The organism is Nitrospira japonica (genome assembly GCF_900169565.1).
Taxonomy (GTDB): domain Bacteria; phylum Nitrospirota; class Nitrospiria; order Nitrospirales; family Nitrospiraceae; genus Nitrospira_C; species Nitrospira_C japonica_A.
In genome coordinates, this window is the sequence record NZ_LT828648.1 from 307,013 (window position 1) to 325,354 (window position 18,342).

At 62.6% G+C, this 18,342-nt stretch carries 14 protein-coding genes; 3 read left to right on the plus strand and 11 right to left on the minus strand.

What is annotated here, in order from left to right; genetic code table 11:
- The first annotated feature begins 230 nt into the window (after nucleotides 1–230).
- Both NSJP_RS01440 and NSJP_RS01445 read left to right on the plus strand, forming a co-directional pair.
- Entirely contained in the window at nucleotides 231–2,621 is a 2,391-nt protein-coding gene (locus NSJP_RS01440; protein ID WP_080885165.1) for a mechanosensitive ion channel domain-containing protein, read from the plus strand.
- Between the two features lie 33 nt (nucleotides 2,622–2,654).
- On the plus strand, nucleotides 2,655–3,674 hold the full coding sequence (locus tag NSJP_RS01445; protein WP_172834082.1) for a hypothetical protein: 1,020 nt from the start codon (nucleotides 2,655–2,657) through the stop codon (nucleotides 3,672–3,674).
- 160 nt (nucleotides 3,675–3,834) lie between these two features.
- On the opposite strand, the gene NSJP_RS01450 is transcribed toward NSJP_RS01445, so the two are convergent.
- From NSJP_RS01450 to NSJP_RS01500, 11 genes are all read right to left on the minus strand, one after another.
- Complete coding sequence (locus NSJP_RS01450) at nucleotides 3,835–4,605, minus strand: molybdopterin-dependent oxidoreductase (protein ID WP_080885167.1); 771 nt, start codon at nucleotides 4,603–4,605, stop codon at nucleotides 3,835–3,837.
- Nucleotides 4,595–5,437: a cytochrome b/b6 domain-containing protein gene (locus NSJP_RS01455; protein WP_080885168.1), complete on the minus strand. Its 843-nt coding sequence runs from the start codon at nucleotides 5,435–5,437 to the stop codon at nucleotides 4,595–4,597. The genes NSJP_RS01450 and NSJP_RS01455 overlap by 11 nt, the downstream gene beginning before the upstream one ends.
- Before the next feature lie 325 nt (nucleotides 5,438–5,762).
- Nucleotides 5,763–6,311 carry a Slp family lipoprotein gene (locus NSJP_RS01460; RefSeq protein ID WP_080885169.1) on the minus strand — a complete coding sequence of 183 codons (549 nt, stop codon included), beginning with the start codon at nucleotides 6,309–6,311 and terminating at the stop codon, nucleotides 5,763–5,765.
- A gap of 59 nt (nucleotides 6,312–6,370) precedes the next feature.
- Complete coding sequence (locus NSJP_RS01465; protein ID WP_172834083.1) at nucleotides 6,371–6,919, minus strand: hypothetical protein; 549 nt, start codon at nucleotides 6,917–6,919, stop codon at nucleotides 6,371–6,373.
- 121 nt (nucleotides 6,920–7,040) lie between these two features.
- Nucleotides 7,041–10,145: a multidrug efflux RND transporter permease subunit gene (locus NSJP_RS01470; RefSeq protein WP_080885171.1), complete on the minus strand. Its 3,105-nt coding sequence runs from the start codon at nucleotides 10,143–10,145 to the stop codon at nucleotides 7,041–7,043.
- Nucleotides 10,142–13,258: a multidrug efflux RND transporter permease subunit gene (locus NSJP_RS01475; RefSeq protein ID WP_080885172.1), complete on the minus strand. Its 3,117-nt coding sequence runs from the start codon at nucleotides 13,256–13,258 to the stop codon at nucleotides 10,142–10,144. The genes NSJP_RS01470 and NSJP_RS01475 overlap by 4 nt, the downstream gene beginning before the upstream one ends.
- 2 nt (nucleotides 13,259–13,260) lie before the next feature.
- Nucleotides 13,261–14,478, minus strand: coding sequence for an MdtA/MuxA family multidrug efflux RND transporter periplasmic adaptor subunit (locus tag NSJP_RS01480; protein WP_080885173.1), 1,218 nt, complete (start codon nucleotides 14,476–14,478; stop codon nucleotides 13,261–13,263).
- Between the two features lie 44 nt (nucleotides 14,479–14,522).
- Entirely contained in the window at nucleotides 14,523–14,942 is a 420-nt protein-coding gene (locus tag NSJP_RS01485) for a hypothetical protein (RefSeq protein WP_080885174.1), read from the minus strand.
- A gap of 84 nt (nucleotides 14,943–15,026) precedes the next feature.
- Entirely contained in the window at nucleotides 15,027–15,332 is a 306-nt protein-coding gene (locus tag NSJP_RS01490; RefSeq protein WP_080885175.1) for a hypothetical protein, read from the minus strand.
- Nucleotides 15,332–16,000: an RNA polymerase sigma factor gene (locus NSJP_RS01495; RefSeq protein ID WP_197685457.1), complete on the minus strand. Its 669-nt coding sequence runs from the start codon at nucleotides 15,998–16,000 to the stop codon at nucleotides 15,332–15,334. Before NSJP_RS01495 ends, NSJP_RS01490 begins: the two co-directional genes overlap by 1 nt.
- Nucleotides 16,001–16,032: 32 nt before the next feature.
- Complete coding sequence (locus NSJP_RS01500; protein ID WP_155969757.1) at nucleotides 16,033–16,632, minus strand: Spy/CpxP family protein refolding chaperone; 600 nt, start codon at nucleotides 16,630–16,632, stop codon at nucleotides 16,033–16,035.
- Nucleotides 16,633–16,857: 225 nt separating this feature from the next.
- Here NSJP_RS01500 and NSJP_RS01505 point away from each other — a divergent pair, with 225 nt between their 5' ends.
- Nucleotides 16,858–18,294 carry an alpha/beta fold hydrolase gene (locus NSJP_RS01505; protein WP_080885177.1) on the plus strand — a complete coding sequence of 479 codons (1,437 nt, stop codon included), beginning with the start codon at nucleotides 16,858–16,860 and terminating at the stop codon, nucleotides 18,292–18,294.
- Nucleotides 18,295–18,342 lie beyond the last annotated feature (48 nt).

An 18,342-nucleotide genomic window follows, 5' to 3' on the forward strand; every position in this document is an offset into this window, starting at 1 on the left:
AAGAGAATGTGAATTGTACGGGAGAAAACAATGTGGATTCAACCATCGTCATGAAATTCAAGCAATTTCCCTAAGCATCACCTGGAGATTCTTCCACGGCATCGACCGCACCCGTGCCCGTCAGCATTGACGGCAGGAGGGCAGGCGGCTAGAGTGTCGCCGCCGGGGCGACCGGCCCGACACACCGTTGCCGGAGCTGAATCAGGCACGTCCTGAGGATATGACGTCCGATGCCTTCCCTCCGATGGAACCTTTCTCTGCTCGCCGTGCTGGTCATCGCGTTCCCTGCTTCGCTGTTTGCGGCATTGCCGACCGATCCGCTTGTCGGCCTCACGAACGGAAACGGCAAAACGGCGGCCGGCTCGAAACCCTCCCCTGATCCACAAACGCCTCAGTCCATTCTCGCGGACCTTCACACAAAGCTCTCCGCGGCTGAGAAGGAACTCAAAGAGGCGGAGGCAATCGTCAAACAGGAGAGCGCTCCGTCCGGGGAGACGCTCGAGCGCCGGGCCCTGCTCCAGCGGCTGGTGCGGGCGTACGAGCGCGAGATCGACCACCGCAAGTCGCTTGAACAAGCCGGGGAGCGGCGTCAGGAGGCCGAGCGCCGCGTCACCGAATGGCAGGGATTTCCGACCCCTCCTCCCTATTCGATCCTGATGCTCGACGAACTTCGCGACGCCGCGCGCTCGACCGCGTTGGTCATTGAAGGGCTGCAGGCCAAACTCGCGCTTACCGACGGGTTCTCCGAGCGCGCACAACAAACTCTCGCCGCCTCCGAAAAGGACCTGCGTCAGGCCTCCGAACGGCTGGAGGCCGCCCGGGACCCGGCCGAGAAAGCCCGGCTGAACAAAGCCCGCGACCTTTCACGTCTCCGCAATCGCGCCGCCGCCGCCACGGCGACCATGACCGCCGCGAACAAGAGGCAGATCGAGGAAGAAGCGGCCGAGATGCGCCAGCGGGCTCTCCTGCTCGAACGGCAAATCCAGACAGCCGCCCAGCATGTCGTGTTCGGCGAGCAGGATCTGGCCAAGATCAAGAAGCAGCTCGATGCCGACCAGACGACGCTGGAAAACGAGGTGTCACGGGCGCTCGCGGAGCATCCCTTGCGTCAAGAGGCGATGGCCGCCGCCGCGGCCACGCTGCGTGCAGCGGAAGCCGCGCTCCCGCCGGCCGGCGCGCGCACCGACCAGCGCACCGCGGAGATCAAGGATCTCGCGGACGCCGCGGACCTGACGCGCCTCCAATTCGACAACGTGAATCTCCGCATCGACATGCTGCGGCACCTGCTCGACGTCACGGAACGGGTTCGACGGTTCTGGGAAATCCGGTTCGAGGCGGCGCAGACGACCGATCCGGTTCGTTCGCGGGAGGCCTATGACAAGATCGCGCCCACCCTCCAGACCCTTCAAGCCTCCCGCAATTATCTTCACCGGCAAGTCGATCTGTTGACCGGCCAGATCAGCGACGTGACTGCCCAATTGGAGCAGCCGGCTTCTCCCTCGCATGCCGCCCATTTGCGGGAGAAGGTCGAGGCCTACAGACAACGGGAACAGCTGTACCGCCGGATGCTGCCCCGCATCGATGAATTCGCGCAATTGATCGAGCGTTGGAAGATCGAATTCGCCGAACAGCACCGGGGGCTGCCCATCGCCGCCAGGGTCGAAGACTGGCGGGTCGTGGGAGCCGACATGCTCCACCGCGTCTGGGAGTTCGAGCTGTTCGCGGCGGAGGACACCATCGAAGTGGACGGACAGTCCATCACGGGCCGCCGCAGCGTGACGGTGGGCAAGGCGGTGAGGGCCCTCGCCATCCTGATCGTCGGCTACTGGATCTGCCTCGTCATCGCCCGCCTGGTCGAGCGGTTGGCCGTCAAACGGCTGGGCATCGACCATAACCTGGCCAACATCCTCCGCCAATGGATGATGGTCCTGCTGTTCGCGATTCTGCTTATCGTCAGTCTGATCTACGTCAAAATTCCCCTGACGGTCTTTGCGTTCCTGGGAGGCGCGCTGGCCATCGGCGTGGGCTTCGGCACCCAGACGCTGCTCAAGAACTTCATCAGCGGCATTCTCTTGCTGATCGAGCGGCCGCTCCGATTGGGAGATCTGATCGAGGTCGACGGCGTGCGCGGCCGCGTCACGCACATCGGCTTCCGCTCCTCGACCATCCGCGAGGGTAACGGCATGGAAATGCTCATCCCGAACAGCAACCTTCTGGAGAAAAACCTCAACAATTGGACCTACTCGACCGCCAGGACCCGCTTCACGCTGCGCGTGGGAGTCGCCTACGAATCACCGACCGACCAGGTCCGCGACCTGCTCCTGGAAGAAGCGAACCGGCACGGGCTGGTGCTCAAACATCCGGAGCCGCAGGTCCTGTTTCGTGATTTCGGAGATAACACGCTGCTGTTCGACTTGAGATTCTGGCTCGACATCGCCGCCGACGTGGACTCGGACGTCGTGGCAAGCGATCTGCGCTTCATGATCGCCAAGGACTTCGCCGAAGCCGGCATCGTCTTCGCCTTCCCTCAACGGGACGTCCATCTCAAGACCGTCCAGCCGTTGCCTGTGCAGGTTGTTCACCCCCCGCCAGAGACCGGCACTGCGGGCCTCGAGCGGTAAGGATACGCGTTGCTCGCCGATCGGACGAACAGGGTGGCGGCTGGGGCTCTCATCCGTCTCTCGTTCACATTGGCTTCACTGCTCTCGCTGCACGATCCCGCCTACGGCATTGACTGGGTCCCGACCGATGCGGAGATGGCCAGATACCGCGAGAGCTGGAATCCGCCGACGCACGGCACCACCTTCACATCAAGCGCGGACTTGGCGCGTCAAGGGCAGTGGTACGTCCGTGCCTATGTGCAAGGGCAGATCGGTTCCGGTCAATATGTGAACAGTCCCTCGTCGACCAGCACGGCCACGCCGTTCAGTCCCGACGCCGTCTCACCGGCCGCCATCCTCTACTACGGATTGACCCGCCATGTCAGCGTCGCGATGGGCGTGTCGTGGATCTACTGGCGGTCTGATAAACCCGACTCCGAGGGAAACACGTCGGGAGGAGGCATCGGCTCGACGAGCCTGATCTTCAAGTACCGGCCGATCGTCCAGAATCCGGACTCCTGGCGTCCGTCGATTTCGCTTTATACCAAACTGTCGCTGCCCACGAATCGCTGGTTCGGGACACCGGAGATTCCCGGCGGCTTTACGCCTCTCTCGCGCGTGCCGTCGAGCCGGTTCGAGGCGGCCGCGGTCACGGAAGGGCTGCTGTTCAGAAAAAACGTCGAGCCCTTTCGCATCACCGGGAACGTGTTCTACTCCTACAATTTACCGGGACCGAGCTCGACGGTAGGCATGACGGCCTATGCCGGCGACTTGATCAGCTCCCACCTGGCGCTGGAACACGTCCTCGATCAGCGGACCGGCTTCGGATATCTTCTGGAATTCGCGACGCTCAACCAGCTCACGACAAGGCTGGACGGCCATCCCACCAATACGACACCGGCCAGTTTTTGGCTTCTCGGTGTGCAACCGGGACTTGAGTACACCTTTTCACGCTACGAATCGGGCGCGAAGCTGGTCGGCGCCATCGGCGTCATGTTCACGATCGCGGGACAAAACGACATCCGCGCCGTCTATCCGAACATCAGCTTCAAGTATTTCTTCGATCAAAACTAGCGTCCGCGCGAATACGCATCGACGACGTTCTTACTTCTGAAAGGTGCGATGTCGCGTTGAGCCTCTGAGCGATGTGAGCATGCCGCTGAAGTTTGTCATTCCCGCGGACGCGGGAATCCAGGCGAGTCCTTTTCTCAGCGTTGAGTCCTTCTACCTTAAACTAAATTCCTGCGTACCACTCGTACCCCTGATCCTCCCAATACCCCCCCTTCCCGCCTCCGATCCCGTCGAGCGACGCGACCAGTTCGATCCGTTCCACATACTTCGCGTGCTTATATCCCAATTGACGTTCCAATCGTAAACGGAGCGGCGCGCCGTGGGGCACGTCGAGAGCCTTACCGTTCAGTTCGTACGCCAGGATCGTTTGCGGATGGTACAGATCCTCGACGGCCACACTTTCGTAATACGCGACGCCTTGCTCGTCGATATCCGCGCAATGGAACACGGCATACCGGGCGCCGGGAGTCGGCCGCACCTGCCGCATGAGGTCGCCCAGCGGCACGCCGGTCCACTTGCCGATGGCGCTCCAGCCTTCGACGCAATCATGTCTCGTAATCTGAGTCCGTGCCGGCATCGCCTTCAACGCTCCGATCGAGAAGGAGGCGGGAGCTTGCACCAGCCCGCCGACCGTTACTTCCCAGCGGGCAAACTCATCCCGAACCATCTCTGCATACTTCTGTGTACCAGGATCGATGTTGCCGTTCGCGGGAAAGACGGCGGAAATATCCGCCTCGCGGTATTCCTTGGCCATGGCGCCGACCGGCGTGACCGCCCGCTGTACCAGTTCAGTGAGCGTCTCCGCCCGGCTCAGGAGCTCCGCGAACCAGTCGCTTCTCGTGAGGTTGTCGCAACCGGCCAGCGCGATCACGCTCGTGGCCCCGAGGGTTCCCTTCAAAATCTCTCGTCGCTTCATGCCGTGCTTAGGCGTCATGGGAGGCTCCTTCGCGTTCGACCACGAACCAGCCGGTCGTCATCGAACGAATGTTGTTCATAAACCCCGTGATGACCACCTGGGTGACATGAATCACGATGAAGGCTACAAATGCAAAGCAGGCGACAAAGTGGAGCGTCCGCGCCGCCTGCCTACCGCCCAGACCCGTGACCAGCCACGGGACGGCCGCGTCGATCGTCGGGGACATCGCCAAGCCGGTCAGCACGATCACCGGGGCAAGGCCGAAAATCACGACCAAATAAGCGATTTTCTGCAGGACATTATAGTGTTTCGCTGCGTCTCCTTTCGGATGGCGCAGGACCAGGTGGTCTTTCACGACCCGGCCGATGCTCCCGACATCGCGTGTCGTCGGCAACAAATCCAGTCTGAAGTGGCGTGTGACCACGGAATAGGCCGCGAACAGCAGGCCGTTGAGGACGAACAGCCACGCAAAGAAGAGATGCCACCGCCGTCCCATGGCCAGCCATTGCGGGCCCGGAAGCGTCGCCCATGCGGGAAATGCCCGTCCCCTGCCGTCGGAGTAACCGAGGACACCGGTCGTATCGAACCGGTGTCCCAAGACGGTCGTGACGCCCCGGATCTCGCCGTTGTCCGCCCTCATGGGGCGGATGGACAGCAGCGGCTTGTCACGATCCGATCGGTCGCCCCAATAGAGTGCCGGATGGGCGTTGAAAATTTGCAGGCCGCTCATGATCAGCACAAACAGGCAGACCGCATTGAGCCAGTGACTGATCCGCACCGGAATCGTATGCCGGTAGACGGTTTCGACCCCAGGAGCCGCGGCGCCCTGCGCAGGTGGTGGCTGTTCCATAGATTTCGTCAAGGAATCAGAACCGACATCTCGCCGGCCGATTCTCCATGAATCGACGGTCCATCGTCGCCCCGATAATCACGAGCCGTAAGGATTCGTAGTCTCGGTGTATCTTACAAGAGGGAGGGCGGGTCTGAACAGTTCGAGCTGTGGGGCTTATGATCCGCCGACGAACCGTCGTGCTCAGTCCGATCGGGTACTCAGGATACGATCCGGTTCTGGCATGAAAAGGCACTGGAGGCACTGATTGGGAATGGTTCGGTGAATGCGAAGCATCTTTCCAGGATGCGACGGATCGTAACAGGACGAGTCTGCGCCGGTGGCGCTAGCGGTTGCCCTCGCCGACCACTTCTTCGGGGGTGAACGGGATATAGTTGGCGTCCGTGAAGTTTTCCCACACGCTCTCGCCGCCCGACTTCAACCCCCATCCGCGCGCGTACACCATCATGAGGATCGGTTCTTTTCCCGGCCCCAGCCCGTTCACGCGGCCGACGACCGTCATGTCAGCCCAGTGACGATAGGAAGTGGGAAAGCTCTGATGGTTGCTGACGACGACCCAATACCACCCTGCTTCCGGATCATCCACGCTCGGGGGGAGTTGCGGACGATAGTCCTGATCGAGCGGCCGATTTTTCACGTGCAGCCACAAGTTCCCGTCCTTGGTCTCTTCCTCTAAAATCACGGCGCCCATCACGACGAGCCGGTCTCGATAGACGTCCGGCGCAGCCGACAGCTTGGCCAGCGTGACGTTGGGAGCGGCCGCGCGAATGTATTTTCTGGGGACCGGGCTGCAGCCGAATGCAATACCCGCGACCACGAGCAGCGACAGACAGCCGACCGCACGGCGGATCAAGGTCTTCTGAAATTGTCTCATCCGATTCGATCCCGCCGAAGCGGCCTACCCTCGTCGTCCCTCGAAAGGGCGATCACGGCCTACAGGGCTTTTGCCGCCTGGGCGGCTTTCATGAATTGTTCGACGCATTCCGTGATGCCGCTCTTGATCAGGAGGCCGGTCTTCATCCAGTACTTCGGCTGCTGTTGGCTGGAACGGCAGGAGGACGTGAAGGACGTGCCGTCTTTCGCGGCGACGTAGAAGGTGGCCGCGATCAGGAACAGTTGGTCCTGTTCGCCGACGTAATCCAGATAGAATTGATCGATCTTGCCGGAGACGATTCTCGGTGAAGCCGGTTGCACGTCGTAGCCGGCGAAGGTCAGTTCGCCCCTGAGGGCATTGGTGAAGAAGACGCCGATGTCCTGAGAGAGATACAGAGCTTCGACGTCTTTCGAGCTCGACTCGACTTCCTTCATCCTGACGAGTCCGGTCGGATGGCCTGAATAGGCGAATGGGTCCACCTGGACCTGCCCGTGGCCCTTCAACGAGGTCGTCGGCTGGTAATCGAGGTAGAGAATGCGGGGACAGCCGGCGGTCATGATCGCCGCCGCCAACACGAGGGCCATTTTCCACGGCTGCATTCGAACCATCGACTCTCTACATCCCACCTTGAATCGGCGTGCGACGGGGCCGGAGTGCGCCGAGAGACTACGGGGACGACGCGCGCCTGTCAATAGCTAACATCCTGCCAAAGGATGCTACGGGAGAGGGCTACTGCGGCAGGGTGCCGACTTCGGGGCGTCCTGCCCGGAGACGCGCCACCCGTAACCGCAAGCGGTCGAGGTACAGGTAGATGACGGGGGTGGTATACAGGGTCAGCAGTTGGCTGACGAGCAGGCCGCCGACGATGGCAATGCCGAGCGGACGGCGCAATTCCGACCCCACCCCCGTGCCGAGCGCCAAGGGCAAGGCGCCGAACAGGGCCGCCATCGTGGTCATCATGATGGGACGGAAGCGGAGCAAACAGGCTTCAAAGATGGCCTCTTCGGGCCGCTTGCGCTCTTTCCGTTCCGCGTCCAGCGCAAAATCGATCATCATGATCGCGTTCTTCTTCACGATGCCGATCAGCAACATGATGCCGATCAGGGCGATCATGCTGAGTTCCGTCTTGAACAGCAGCAACGCGAGCAACGCCCCGACGCCGGCCGACGGCAGCGTCGAGAGAATCGTCAGGGGATGGATATAGCTCTCATAGAGGATCCCCAACACGATATACATCGTCAGCAGCGCCGCCAGGATCAGTACCGGTTGATTCTCGACCGATGCTTGGAACGCCTTTGCCGCCCCCTGAAAACTGCCCCGGATGCCGCTCGGCACATCCAACTCGCCGATCGTCTTTTCGATCGCGTCCACGGCTTGCCCCAGCGACACGCCCGGCGCCATGTTGAACGACAGGGTGACGCCGGGAAACTGTCCGTGATGGTTCACGAGGAGCAACGTATTCGTCGGTTCAAACCGCGCAACGGCGCTCAGCGGCACCTGCATCCCCGACTGGGACCGCACGTAGATGTCGTGGAGCGTGGAGGGATTCTGCCAATATTGCGGCGCGACTTCCATCACCACGTGATACTGATTGAGCGGGGTATACAGGATGGACACCTGACGCTGACCGAATGCGTCGTAGAGCGTATCGTCGATCAACTGCGGACTTAGACCGAGCCTGGACGCCGTCGCGCGGTCGAAGATCACGAGAGATTGCAGCCCCTTGTCCTGTTGGTCGCTGTTGACGTCGGTAATTTCCGTGAGCTTGCGCAGTTGCCGTTCCACGCGAGGAGCCCAGGTGTTCAACTCCGCCAGGTCCACGCTCTGCAGCGTGTACTGGTATTGGGCGCTGCTGGCCCGTCCGCCGATCCTGAGATCCTGAATTGCCTGCAGCACCGTCGGCGCTCCCGGCACGACGGCCAGTTTGGGGCGCAGGCGCGCGATCACCTGATCCACACCGATCTTGCGCTCGTCGAGGGGCTTCAATCCGATGAACATTCGTCCCGCATTCGTGTTGCCGCTGACGCCGCCGCCGCTGAATCCCGTCACGGTGTCGACCGCGGGGTCGCTCTTGATGATCTCGACCACCTCGGTCAGCTTTTGGCGCATGGCCTGGAAGGAAATATCCTGGGCCGCCTGGATGTTTCCGAACATGCGGCCCGTGTCTTGTTGGGGGAAAAATCCCTTCGGTACGATCGTATAAAGATAGACGCTCAGCGCCATGGTCGCCAGCGTGAGCACCAGCATGCTGCGGGGATGCCTGAGCACCCAGGTGAGGCTGCCGGCGTACCGGTTGCGCATCCCGTCGAACACGCGCTCGGCGAGCCGGTACAACCTGCCGTGCGACGTCTGGCTTTCCGGACGCAAAATCCTGGCGGCCATCATGGGCGTGGCCGTGAGGGAGACCACCAGGGAGATGAGGATGGCGACCGTGAGCGTGACGGCGAACTCCCGGAACAATCGTCCCATCATGCCGCCCATAAAGAGGATCGGCACGAAAACGGCGACCAATGAGAGCGTCATCGACAGGACCGTAAAGGTGATCTCCCGTGCGCCGCGCATGGCCGCCTGAAAGGGTGGCATCCCCTGCTCGCGATAGCGGCTGATGTTCTCCAGCACGACGATCGCGTCGTCTACCACGAAGCCGGTGGCGATGGTGAGCGCCATCAGCGAGAGGTTGTCGAGACTGTACCCCAGCAGATACATCACGGCGAAGGTACTGATCAGCGACACCGGCACGACCACGCAGGGGATCAGCGTGGCGCGGACGTTGCGAAGAAATACGAAGACGACCAGGATCACCAGCGCCACCGAAATGAGGAGCGTCCGTTCCACGTCGTGCAGGGATGCGCGGATCACCGGCGTGCGGTCGACGACCACCGAGAGGGTCATGCTGCCGGGGATGGAGGCCTGCAGCTGGGGCACCATCGCCTTGATCCGGTCGACGGTTTCGATGATGTTGGCGCCCGGCTGCCGGTTGATGATGATCAGCACCGCCGGAATGCCGTTCGACAACCCGGTCGTCCGCAGATCCTCGACCGAATGCTCCACCGTCGCGACGTCCGACAGCCGGACGGCGCGCCCGGCGCGATAGCTCACGATCAACGGCAGATAATCCTCCACGGCGTGCAGCTGATCGTTCGTCCGGACTTCCCACGAACGCGTCCCGTCCGAGAGCTGGCCTTTCGGCCGGTTCACGTTCGTGCTGCTGAGCATCTGGCGGACGTCGCCCAGGCCGATCCCATATTTGTTCAAGGCCGTGGGATTCAAATCGACCCGCACCGCGGGGAGCGATCCGCCGCCGACGGTGACCTGCCCGACTCCGTCGATCTGCGCGAGTTTCTGCTGCAGGATGCTGGACGCCACGTCGTACATCCGCCCGCGGCTGACGAGATCGGAGGTCAGGGAGAAGATCAGAATCGGCGCGTCGGCGGGATTGATCTTGCGATAGGTGGGCCGGTTTGGAAGATTGGGCGGCAGTTCGCCGCGCGCCGCCATGATCGCCGCCTGCACGTCGCGCGCAGCCCCGTCGATGTCGCGGCTGAGCTCGAACTGCAGCGTGATGCTCGACGACCCCAGCATGCTCGTGGAAGTCATTTCGGTCACGCCCGCGATGCGGGTGAACTGGTGCTCGAGCGGCGCCGCCACCGATGTCGCCATGGTTTCCGGGCTGCCGCCCGGCAGGGTCGCCGACACGTTGATCGTGGGGAACTCGACTTGCGGCAGCGCCGCGACAGGAAGGAACCGGAACGCCACGAGGCCCAGCAGGGTCGCCCCGACGGTCAGCAGGGTCGTGGCGACGGGACGTTCGATGCACGCGGTGGACAGGTTCATGGGATTTCCGGCGTGACGGCCTCCGACCGGGAAAGCCCGGCACGACCGGACCGGACATGCCGCGCCAGCCGGTCGAAGGCCAGGTACACGACCGGCGTGGTGTACAACGTCAGAACTTGGCTCACGACGAGCCCGCCGATGATCGCGATCCCGAGGGGGCGCCGGAGTTCCGAGCCGGCGCCGGACCCGATGGCTAGCGGCAACGCTCCCAATAGGGCGGCCATCGTGGTCATCATGATCGGGCGAAACCGCAACAGGCAGGCCTCGTAGATCGCCGTCGCCGGCGGCTTGCCGTCCTTTCGCTCCGCCTCCAGCGCGAAGTCGATCATCATGATCGCGTTCTTCTTCACGATGCCGATCAGCAGAATGATGCCGATTAGCGCAATGACGCTGAATTCCGTCCGGAACAGCATGAGGGCCAGCAGCGCCCCGACGCCGGCCGACGGCAAGGTCGACAGGATGGTCAGGGGATGGATGTAGCTTTCGTACAGGATGCCGAGCACGATATAGACGGTGATGAGCGCGGCGAGGATCAGCCAGACCTGATTCGACAGGGAGTTCTGAAACGCACGGGCAGTCCCTTGAAAGCTCCCTTTGATGCTCGCCGGCAACCCGATGGCCCTGGCCGTTTCTTCGATGGCGGCGACGGCCTCGCCCAAGGACGTGTTCGGCGCCAGATTGAACGACAAGGTGACGGCCGGAAACTGGCCCTGCCGGCTGATGGCCAAAGGCGTCGTGGTCTCCGAAACCTGGGTGAACACGCTCAGGGGCACCTGGCCGCCGCTCAGTGAACGGATGTCCAGGAATTGGAGCGCCTGCGGACCGCTTTGAAACTCCGGCAGAACTTCCAGCACGACCCGATACTGATTCAACTGCGTGAACATCGTGGACACCTGGCGCTGTCCGAACGCGTCGTAGAGCGTATCGACGATCAACTGCGGCGCGATGCCGAGGCGGGAGGCGGTGCTCCGATCGATGACGATCAGAGAGGCAAGCCCTCCGTCCTGCTGATCGCTGCTCACGTCGCGCAATGCGGGCAGCGTCTGCAACGCCTCAACCAGCGTCGGGGCCCATTCGAACAACTCCTCGGGATCCGCATCCTCCAGCGTGTACTGGTATTGGGTCCGGCTGACCCGGTCCTCGACCGTGAGGTCCTGCACCGGTTGCATGAACAACGCCATCCCTTCGATGCCGGCGGTCTGCGCCTGCAGGCGCCGGATCACGTCCTGCGCCGTGATCCGGCGCTCGGCCGGCGGCTTCAAGTTGATGTGGATGCGGCCGCTGTTGAGCGTCGTGTTGGTGCCGTCCACGCCGATGAAGGACGACAGGGCGGCCACCGCCGGATCCGTCAGAATGACCTTCGTGAGTTCCTGCTGCCGCTCCACCATCGCGGCAAACGACACCGACTGGGCGGCCTCTGAAATACCGAGGATCACCCCGGTGTCCTGAACCGGAAAAAACCCCTTGGGTACGACGATGTATAACAGGATGGTCACGGCGAGCGTTCCGACGGCGACGGCCATGGTGGCGGACTGATGGCTCAACACCCAGCGCAAGCTGCGCCCATAGGCTTCGATGGTCCGGTCAAACAGCTCCTGCGACCGACGATAGAAGACGCCCTGCTCGGATTCGCGCTGGTGGCGGAGCAGCCTGGCGCACATCATCGGCGTCAGCGTGAGGGAGACGACGGCGGAGATGACGATCGTCATGCTCAACGTGACGGCGAACTCCCAAAACAGCCGGCCGACCACGTCCCCCATGAACAGGAGCGGAATGAGCACGGCGATCAGGGAAATGGACAGCGACAGGATCGTGAAGGCGATCTGCTCCGATCCCTTCAACGCCGCCTGGAACGGCGAATCGCCCCGCTCGATGTAGCGGGAAATGTTTTCGATCATGACGATGGCGTCGTCGACGACGAAGCCGGTCGAAATCGTGAGCGCCATCAAGGTCAAGTTATTGAGACTGAAGCCGAGGAGATGCATCGCCCCGAACGTCCCGACGAGCGACAACGGGACTGCGGCCGCCGGGATGACCGTGCCCGAGAGCGTCCGCAAAAACAGGAAAATGACCAGGATGACGAGCACGACGGCCAGCATCAGCTCGAACTGGACATCGCGCACCGAGGCCCGGATCGAGACGGTCCGGTCGGTCAGCACGGTGACTTGAACGGCGGACGGCAGCGCGCTTTGAAGCTGGGGCAGCAGCTTCTTGATGCGGTCCGCCACCTCGATGACGTTTGCGCCAGGTTGACGCTGGATGTTGATGAGAATGGCCGGGGTCTCGTTCAGCCAGGCCGCCTGCTTGGCGTCTTCGACGCCGTCGATGACCTCGGCCACGTCGGACAGGTGGACCGGCGCGTTGTTCCGGTAGGCGACGATCAGAGGACGATACTCGCGGCTCGATAACAACTGGTCGGTCGCGTTGATGATCGAGGCCCGACGCGGCCCGTCGAACGCCCCTTTCGCTTGATTGACGTTGGCCGCGGCGACCGTCAGGCGTAGATCTTCGAGGGTCATGCCGTACGCGGACAGCGCCCTCGGGTTGGCCCGGATTCGCACGGCCGGCCGCTGCCCCCCGCTGATGCTGACCAATCCCACGCCGGACAGTTGCGAGATCTTCTGGGCGAACCGCGTTTCCGCCAGATCCTGAACTTGCGACAACGGCAACGTCGCCGAGGTCATCGCCAGGGTCAGGATCGGCGCGTCGGCCGGGTTCACTTTGCTGTAGATCGGGGGATTCGGCAGATCACGGGGAAGAAACGTGGAGGCCGAATTGATCGCGGCCTGGACCTGCTGCTCGGCGACGTCGAGTTCGAGATCCAACGTGAACTGGAGGGTGATGACGGAACTCCCCCCGGAACTCGTCGAGGTCATCTGATTGAGGCCGGGCATCTGCCCGAACTGGCGCTCGAGCGGCGCCGTCACCGAGGACGCCATCACGTCGGGGCTGGCACCCGGGTAAAACGTCAAAACTTGAATCGTCGGATAATCGATTTGGGGAAGGGCCGACACCGGCAACTGGCGGTACGCGAGAGCGCCTGCCAGCAGGATGGCGACCATGAGCAGGGCGGTGGCCACCGGCCGCAGAATGAAGAGGCGCGACGGATTCACGATTATCGTTCCCGCCGCGGCTTCTCCGGTCCCGGCGGCGGCGAGACGTTGGCCGGCGGCTCGTTCCGGTTGCGCACCTCGACCTTGCTGCCTTCACGAAGCTTTTCCGTGCCGTCCACCACGACCAGTTCCTCGGCGGCCAGACCGGAATCGATCGACGCGTCTTCGCCGTGAGTCGTGCCGAGCGCCACCGTCCGAACCGCGACGGTATGGTCCTCCTTGACCACGTAGACGAACGTACCTTTGGCGCCGCGCTGGACCGCCGCGGACGGCACGAGGGTCACGCCGCGCTTCACGTCCAGCAGGAGCCGCGCGTTGACGAACTGATTGGGAAACAAGGAGCCGTCTTCGTTCGCAAACACCGCCTTGAGGCGCACCGTCCCCGTGTTCGGATCGATCTGATTGTCGACCGTCAGCAGCTTGCCGGAGGCGAGCTGCTTTTTCTGCTCCCGGTCGAACGCATCGACGGCCAGTTGGCGGCCTGCATTGAGCCGCTCCAGAACCGGCGGCAGGCTGTCCTCGGGAATCGTGAAGACCACGGTAATCGGCGTCAGTTGCGTGATCACGAGCAGGCCGCTCGTATCGTTGGCGCGCACCATGTTGCCCGGATCCACCAATCGCAATCCCACGCGCCCGCTGATGGGCGCCGTGATGCGGCTGTAGGCCAGCTGGAGCTTGGCGTTGTCGATCTGGCTTTGATCGGCCTGCACGATCCCCTCCAGCTGGCGCACCATCGCTTCCTGCGTGTCCAACTGCTGCTTCGGGATGTACCCCTGTTTGACCAGGCCCTTGTACCGCTCCAAGTCGAGCTGGGCGTTCTTCAGCTGCGCCCGATCGCGCGCCATCTGCCCTTCGGCCTGGCTCAGCTGCACCTCGAATGGGCGCGGGTCGATTTGCGCGAGCAGATCTCCCTCACGGACGAGCTGGCCTTCCTGAAAAAGCACCCGCATGAGCTGCCCGTCCACGCGGCTTTTGACGTTGACGGTATTCAGCGGCACCACAGAGCCGAGTCCGTTCAGATAGACGCCGATGTCGCCCGTCCGCGCCGGGACGACCAGCACCGGAAACGCCCGCGCGCCGCCCGGCACTTGGCCGGCACGCGACGGTTCTTCGCCGGACTTTGCCAGCAGCGCATAGCCTGCCAGCGCCAGCAGACAGGCCGCGGCCAGCCCAAGCAGCCAGCGCTTCAACATCGCCGCAAATGGAATCGGTTCCGCCATGATCGCCTTTTGTCCGACATCATCCGAGTTCCTCGTCCCGCCCGCTACGGCCTGGGCATGGCCTGTCTCTGCGCCTGGACGTAATTCCGCGACGCGTGCCAGCGCTGCTGCAGTTCCGCATACAGGCGATCCAACCCGGCTTGCTGCTCGGGAGACAGCTTGGGCTTGAGCTCCGCCATTCCCTGGGTCAGGATCCGCTCCACTTCGGCCTGATGTGAAAACCGCAATTCCAAGACGGCCAGATGCGCGCGGCGCACGACGGGTTCGATATCGGTCTGTTGCTGGGTGGTCAGCGACAACTCCTGCGTCAGCCGCTTCATGATCCGCTCCTGCTTGGCCGCCGGTCCTTGGTCGCTTCGGTTCATCCGGTCCGTATTCCCGTACAGCCACATGCCGACGACTCCGGTCAGCGCGCCGGCTGCAAAGAGAACCGCCAGTCCCGCCCACAGTTTCGGTCGCGACATCTTACGCGCTCCTTCGATTCCGCACACCGACCCGACGTTCACCCCATACCCGTGAGACCGGCCGGCCGCGGCGGTGCATGGGAATCAATCTCCGAACAACGGAGTCGTCTCGAACTCCTCGGCCAGTAGCAGCGTACTCTCTCCGGTCGAAGTCCGCGACACGTGGACGGTGAGCATTGAGACGACCAGGACGACCGCTGCCGCGATGGTGGCGACCCGCCAGACGAATTGATCGAGCAGGCCGGAGACAGGGATGTCTGCCGGCCGGCGCAACGTCCGCATGACCCGACGCGCCATCTCGCCCTGACTGGCCGGACGGTTGATCGGAACATGGAACGCTTCCGTCAGCGCCCGCTCCAGCTTCTTCAGTTCATCGTCAGAATATCCCATCAGATACCCCCTCGCGAACTTTTGCTCAGAATGTCGCGGAGTGCCCGCCTCGCCCGAAAGGCTCGAACCTTGACGTTGACCGCACTCCAGTCCAGCAGTTCCGCCGCCTCGCGGATCGAACGACCTTCGAGATGAACGAGCGTGAGCACGGCCCGGTGCTCCGGTGACAAACGTTCCAGAGCCCAATGCAACACCTCGGCCGCTTCCTCTCTCCGCGCATGGTCCTTGAACTCCTCGTTGGACGCGGCGGCGAGCGCCTGCTCGATCCAGCGGTGATGCGAATCGGTCAACTCGCTGACGGGCCGTTCGCCGCGATGCCTCGACCGCCAGAAATCGTAGCAGGTCCGGACCGCGATGCCGGCCAGCCAGTGATCGAAGGAGACCGAGCCTGAAAACTGCCCGAGTCCGAAATAGGCCCTGACGAACACGTCGTGCACCGTCGCATCGACGTCGTCAGCCGGCACCCGCCGGCCGACGATTCGAACGACATGCTGCTGGTGCCGGTTGATCAGTTCCGCAAAGCGATCGGTGTCTCCTTCTCGGATCCGCCGGAGGAGATCGCGATCTTCCGGGGCAGTCTGGGCAACCGTCAACGACTCATCAGCCATCGGCAGGCGGAGTTCCGACCACGACAGCACGGTGGTCGCAGTGAAACAATCGCTCATCATAGCACCATACGGTCCCTTCATGAACGCGAGAGTTACCCCGCAGACGGTCCGTCCACCGGTTCACTCTCCCCGGCCGCCGACGGTCCGGTCCCGCTCTCGATTCCCGAGGTCCGGCCCGGATACTGATCCGCCCCTGCGCCTTGATGGCGGTGGTGACGGGACTGTTCCCACAAGGTTTTCTGTTTGGCCTGTTGCTCAGGCGTCAGCGTGCCGATGAGTTCCCTCGCGGCTCTCACCCCTATGATCCGAACGGTGGCCTGATACGCTTCTCCTTCCTTGATCTTGGCCTCGATCGCCGGCAACTGCGCCTTGTCATCCCACATCATCGAGCGAAGTTCCCGCTCACTGACCATCACGTCGGCCTCCGCCCGTATCCGCGCCTTGTCCGCGTCCAAGGCGATCGTCCGCATTTTCGCGACCTGGTCGTCGGTGAGCCCCAGTTCCTGTTTGTTCTTTAAGAGATGCTTGAGCAAGTGGGACGTGAATCCTCCGTGCCGATGGCCGTCCTGATGGAAAGACATCTGATGACTCTTGCCGGCACACCGGCCTCCTCCGTCGGCCCATGCCGCCGGCAAACCGATCAGCGAACTCCCCAACACCAACCCCAACATCAACGATGTGCGTGGTCTCATAACGTCCTCCTCGTGGTGATGGATATCCTGTGAAACGAGCCGATCAGGCTCCGTCCCCTCCGTTCTCTAGTCGTGGCGGCCTGGCAAAAGGTTACAGATGCCGGAAGTCTCTGAAACAACGGCCCTATTGGACAAGAGGAGCCGGATTGACAGGTCCTGATTTCGAGACGTACCCTGCTTCCCATCTGAGCGCGCTCAGCGCTGAGCGCGTCGCGACCCACTGTGATGACGAGCCGTACCGCCCGAAAAACCATTCTGGTCCTGATCCACGGATTCATCAGCGATCACCGCTGCTGGGATTCTTTGCGCCATCTCCTGGAAACGGACGCCCGGATCGCCGAGCGGTTCGACATCGAATGTTTTGATTACCCGACATCTCTCTTGGGCAAGGGCTCGGAGCATGCCCACCCGAGCCTCCGGCAGGTGGCCGGTCAGCTCAATGAGTTTCTGGCGCAGCCCCGTTTCGCCGGACACCCCCTCGTCCTCGTGGGACACAGCCAGGGCGGCCTGGTGATCCAGGCCTACTTCGTGTTGCTGCTCGAAGCACACCATGCGCGACAACTGTCCCGCATCCGGCAGGCTATCTTCATCGCCACCCCCAACCTGGGATCGGTCTTCCTCGATCGCACCAGACGGTTGACCGACCACGTGCTGAAAGTCTTGGGCGGCTCCTTTCTCCATCCTCAGGAACGTCTGTTGCGGGCGCTGCAGCCCGAGATCATGGAAATTCAAAAACTGCTCCTGGGCAATATCGTGGCGGCCGTCAGCCATTCGGATCAGGCGTGCCCGATCCCGCTCCAGTGTTTCTACGGCTCGGCGGACCGAATCGTTCTGGATGTCTCCGCCCAAAGCTTCTTTGCGCCCGACGTCTGCATGCCCCTGCCGGCGGGACACATGGACATCATTCGTCCGCAAGACACCGAAGACGAACGGTATGCGAAGCTGACCGACGCCATTTTGCATCCGATCGGCCACGTCAACGTCGTCGAGGTGGAACGCTACGACACCACGCTGCGGGTGGAGCCCTATGACGGAACAAAGGGCGTCGAGGTCTCGTACGGATCGAGCCGCCGCTCCGTCTTTACCGACAACCGCGCGGTGCTGTCGCGTCGCATGGCGATTTCCCGGAAGAACCGCTGCCGGAACAGCTGCGACATGTCGTACCTGACCAATGCCGAGGGGTTCATCAAGCCGATTCCCGCCGAGATGCTGGAGCGGCTGGAACGAAAGGACCTCACCAGGTACGAGAGTCAGGGTCGTGAATTCAATTTCGTCTTCGCTCCCAGTCCCGGCGAGACCTACGACGTCACGCTCGAAATCCTCCGCGGGTTCGAAGCGGGAGACCGGCGGGTCCATTTCCATTTGGGCGCCTCCTGCTACCATCAAGTGCTGACTTATCGCCTCGACCTCACCGCCTATGTTCGGGCCGGATACCGCATGACCGGTCGGCCCCGTCTGTACTTCGAGGAGGGCGAGACCCACCGGTGCGATGAAATTTGGGCCTCGCAACCGCTGGAGGCGACCACGTCGGACGACCATGGACTGTGGTATTGGGAACTTCACGACGTACGACACGGGGCCATCGGATTAGCCTGGGATCTGGCACCGGACGCCACCACCGCAGAAGAAACGAGTTCCGCCACGGCCGAATATCACCCCTGAAGCCGGCCACTCAGCCCGACATACGAGCGATCCCGCACAATCCGCACT

Bases quoted from the DNA above. Each gene is read 5' to 3' on its own strand.
- NSJP_RS01455 (WP_080885168.1), bottom strand. From the start codon at position 5,437: ATGGAACAGCCACCACCTGCGCAGGGCGCCGCGGCTCCTGGGGTCGAA.
- NSJP_RS01450 (WP_080885167.1), bottom strand. From the start codon at position 4,605: ATGACGCCTAAGCACGGCATGAAGCGACGAGAGATTTTGAAGGGAACC.
- NSJP_RS01440 (WP_080885165.1), top strand. From the start codon at position 231: ATGCCTTCCCTCCGATGGAACCTTTCTCTGCTCGCCGTGCTGGTCATC.
- NSJP_RS01470 (WP_080885171.1), bottom strand. From the start codon at position 10,145: ATGAACCTGTCCACCGCGTGCATCGAACGTCCCGTCGCCACGACCCTG.
- NSJP_RS01460 (WP_080885169.1), bottom strand. From the start codon at position 6,311: ATGAGACAATTTCAGAAGACCTTGATCCGCCGTGCGGTCGGCTGTCTG.
- NSJP_RS01500 (WP_155969757.1), bottom strand. From the start codon at position 16,632: ATGAGACCACGCACATCGTTGATGTTGGGGTTGGTGTTGGGGAGTTCG.
- NSJP_RS01485 (WP_080885174.1), bottom strand. From the start codon at position 14,942: ATGTCGCGACCGAAACTGTGGGCGGGACTGGCGGTTCTCTTTGCAGCC.
- NSJP_RS01465 (WP_172834083.1), bottom strand. From the start codon at position 6,919: ATGGTTCGAATGCAGCCGTGGAAAATGGCCCTCGTGTTGGCGGCGGCG.
- NSJP_RS01495 (WP_197685457.1), bottom strand. From the start codon at position 16,000: ATGATGAGCGATTGTTTCACTGCGACCACCGTGCTGTCGTGGTCGGAA.
- NSJP_RS01490 (WP_080885175.1), bottom strand. From the start codon at position 15,332: ATGGGATATTCTGACGATGAACTGAAGAAGCTGGAGCGGGCGCTGACG.
- NSJP_RS01505 (WP_080885177.1), top strand. From the start codon at position 16,858: ATGACGAGCCGTACCGCCCGAAAAACCATTCTGGTCCTGATCCACGGA.
- NSJP_RS01480 (WP_080885173.1), bottom strand. From the start codon at position 14,478: ATGGCGGAACCGATTCCATTTGCGGCGATGTTGAAGCGCTGGCTGCTT.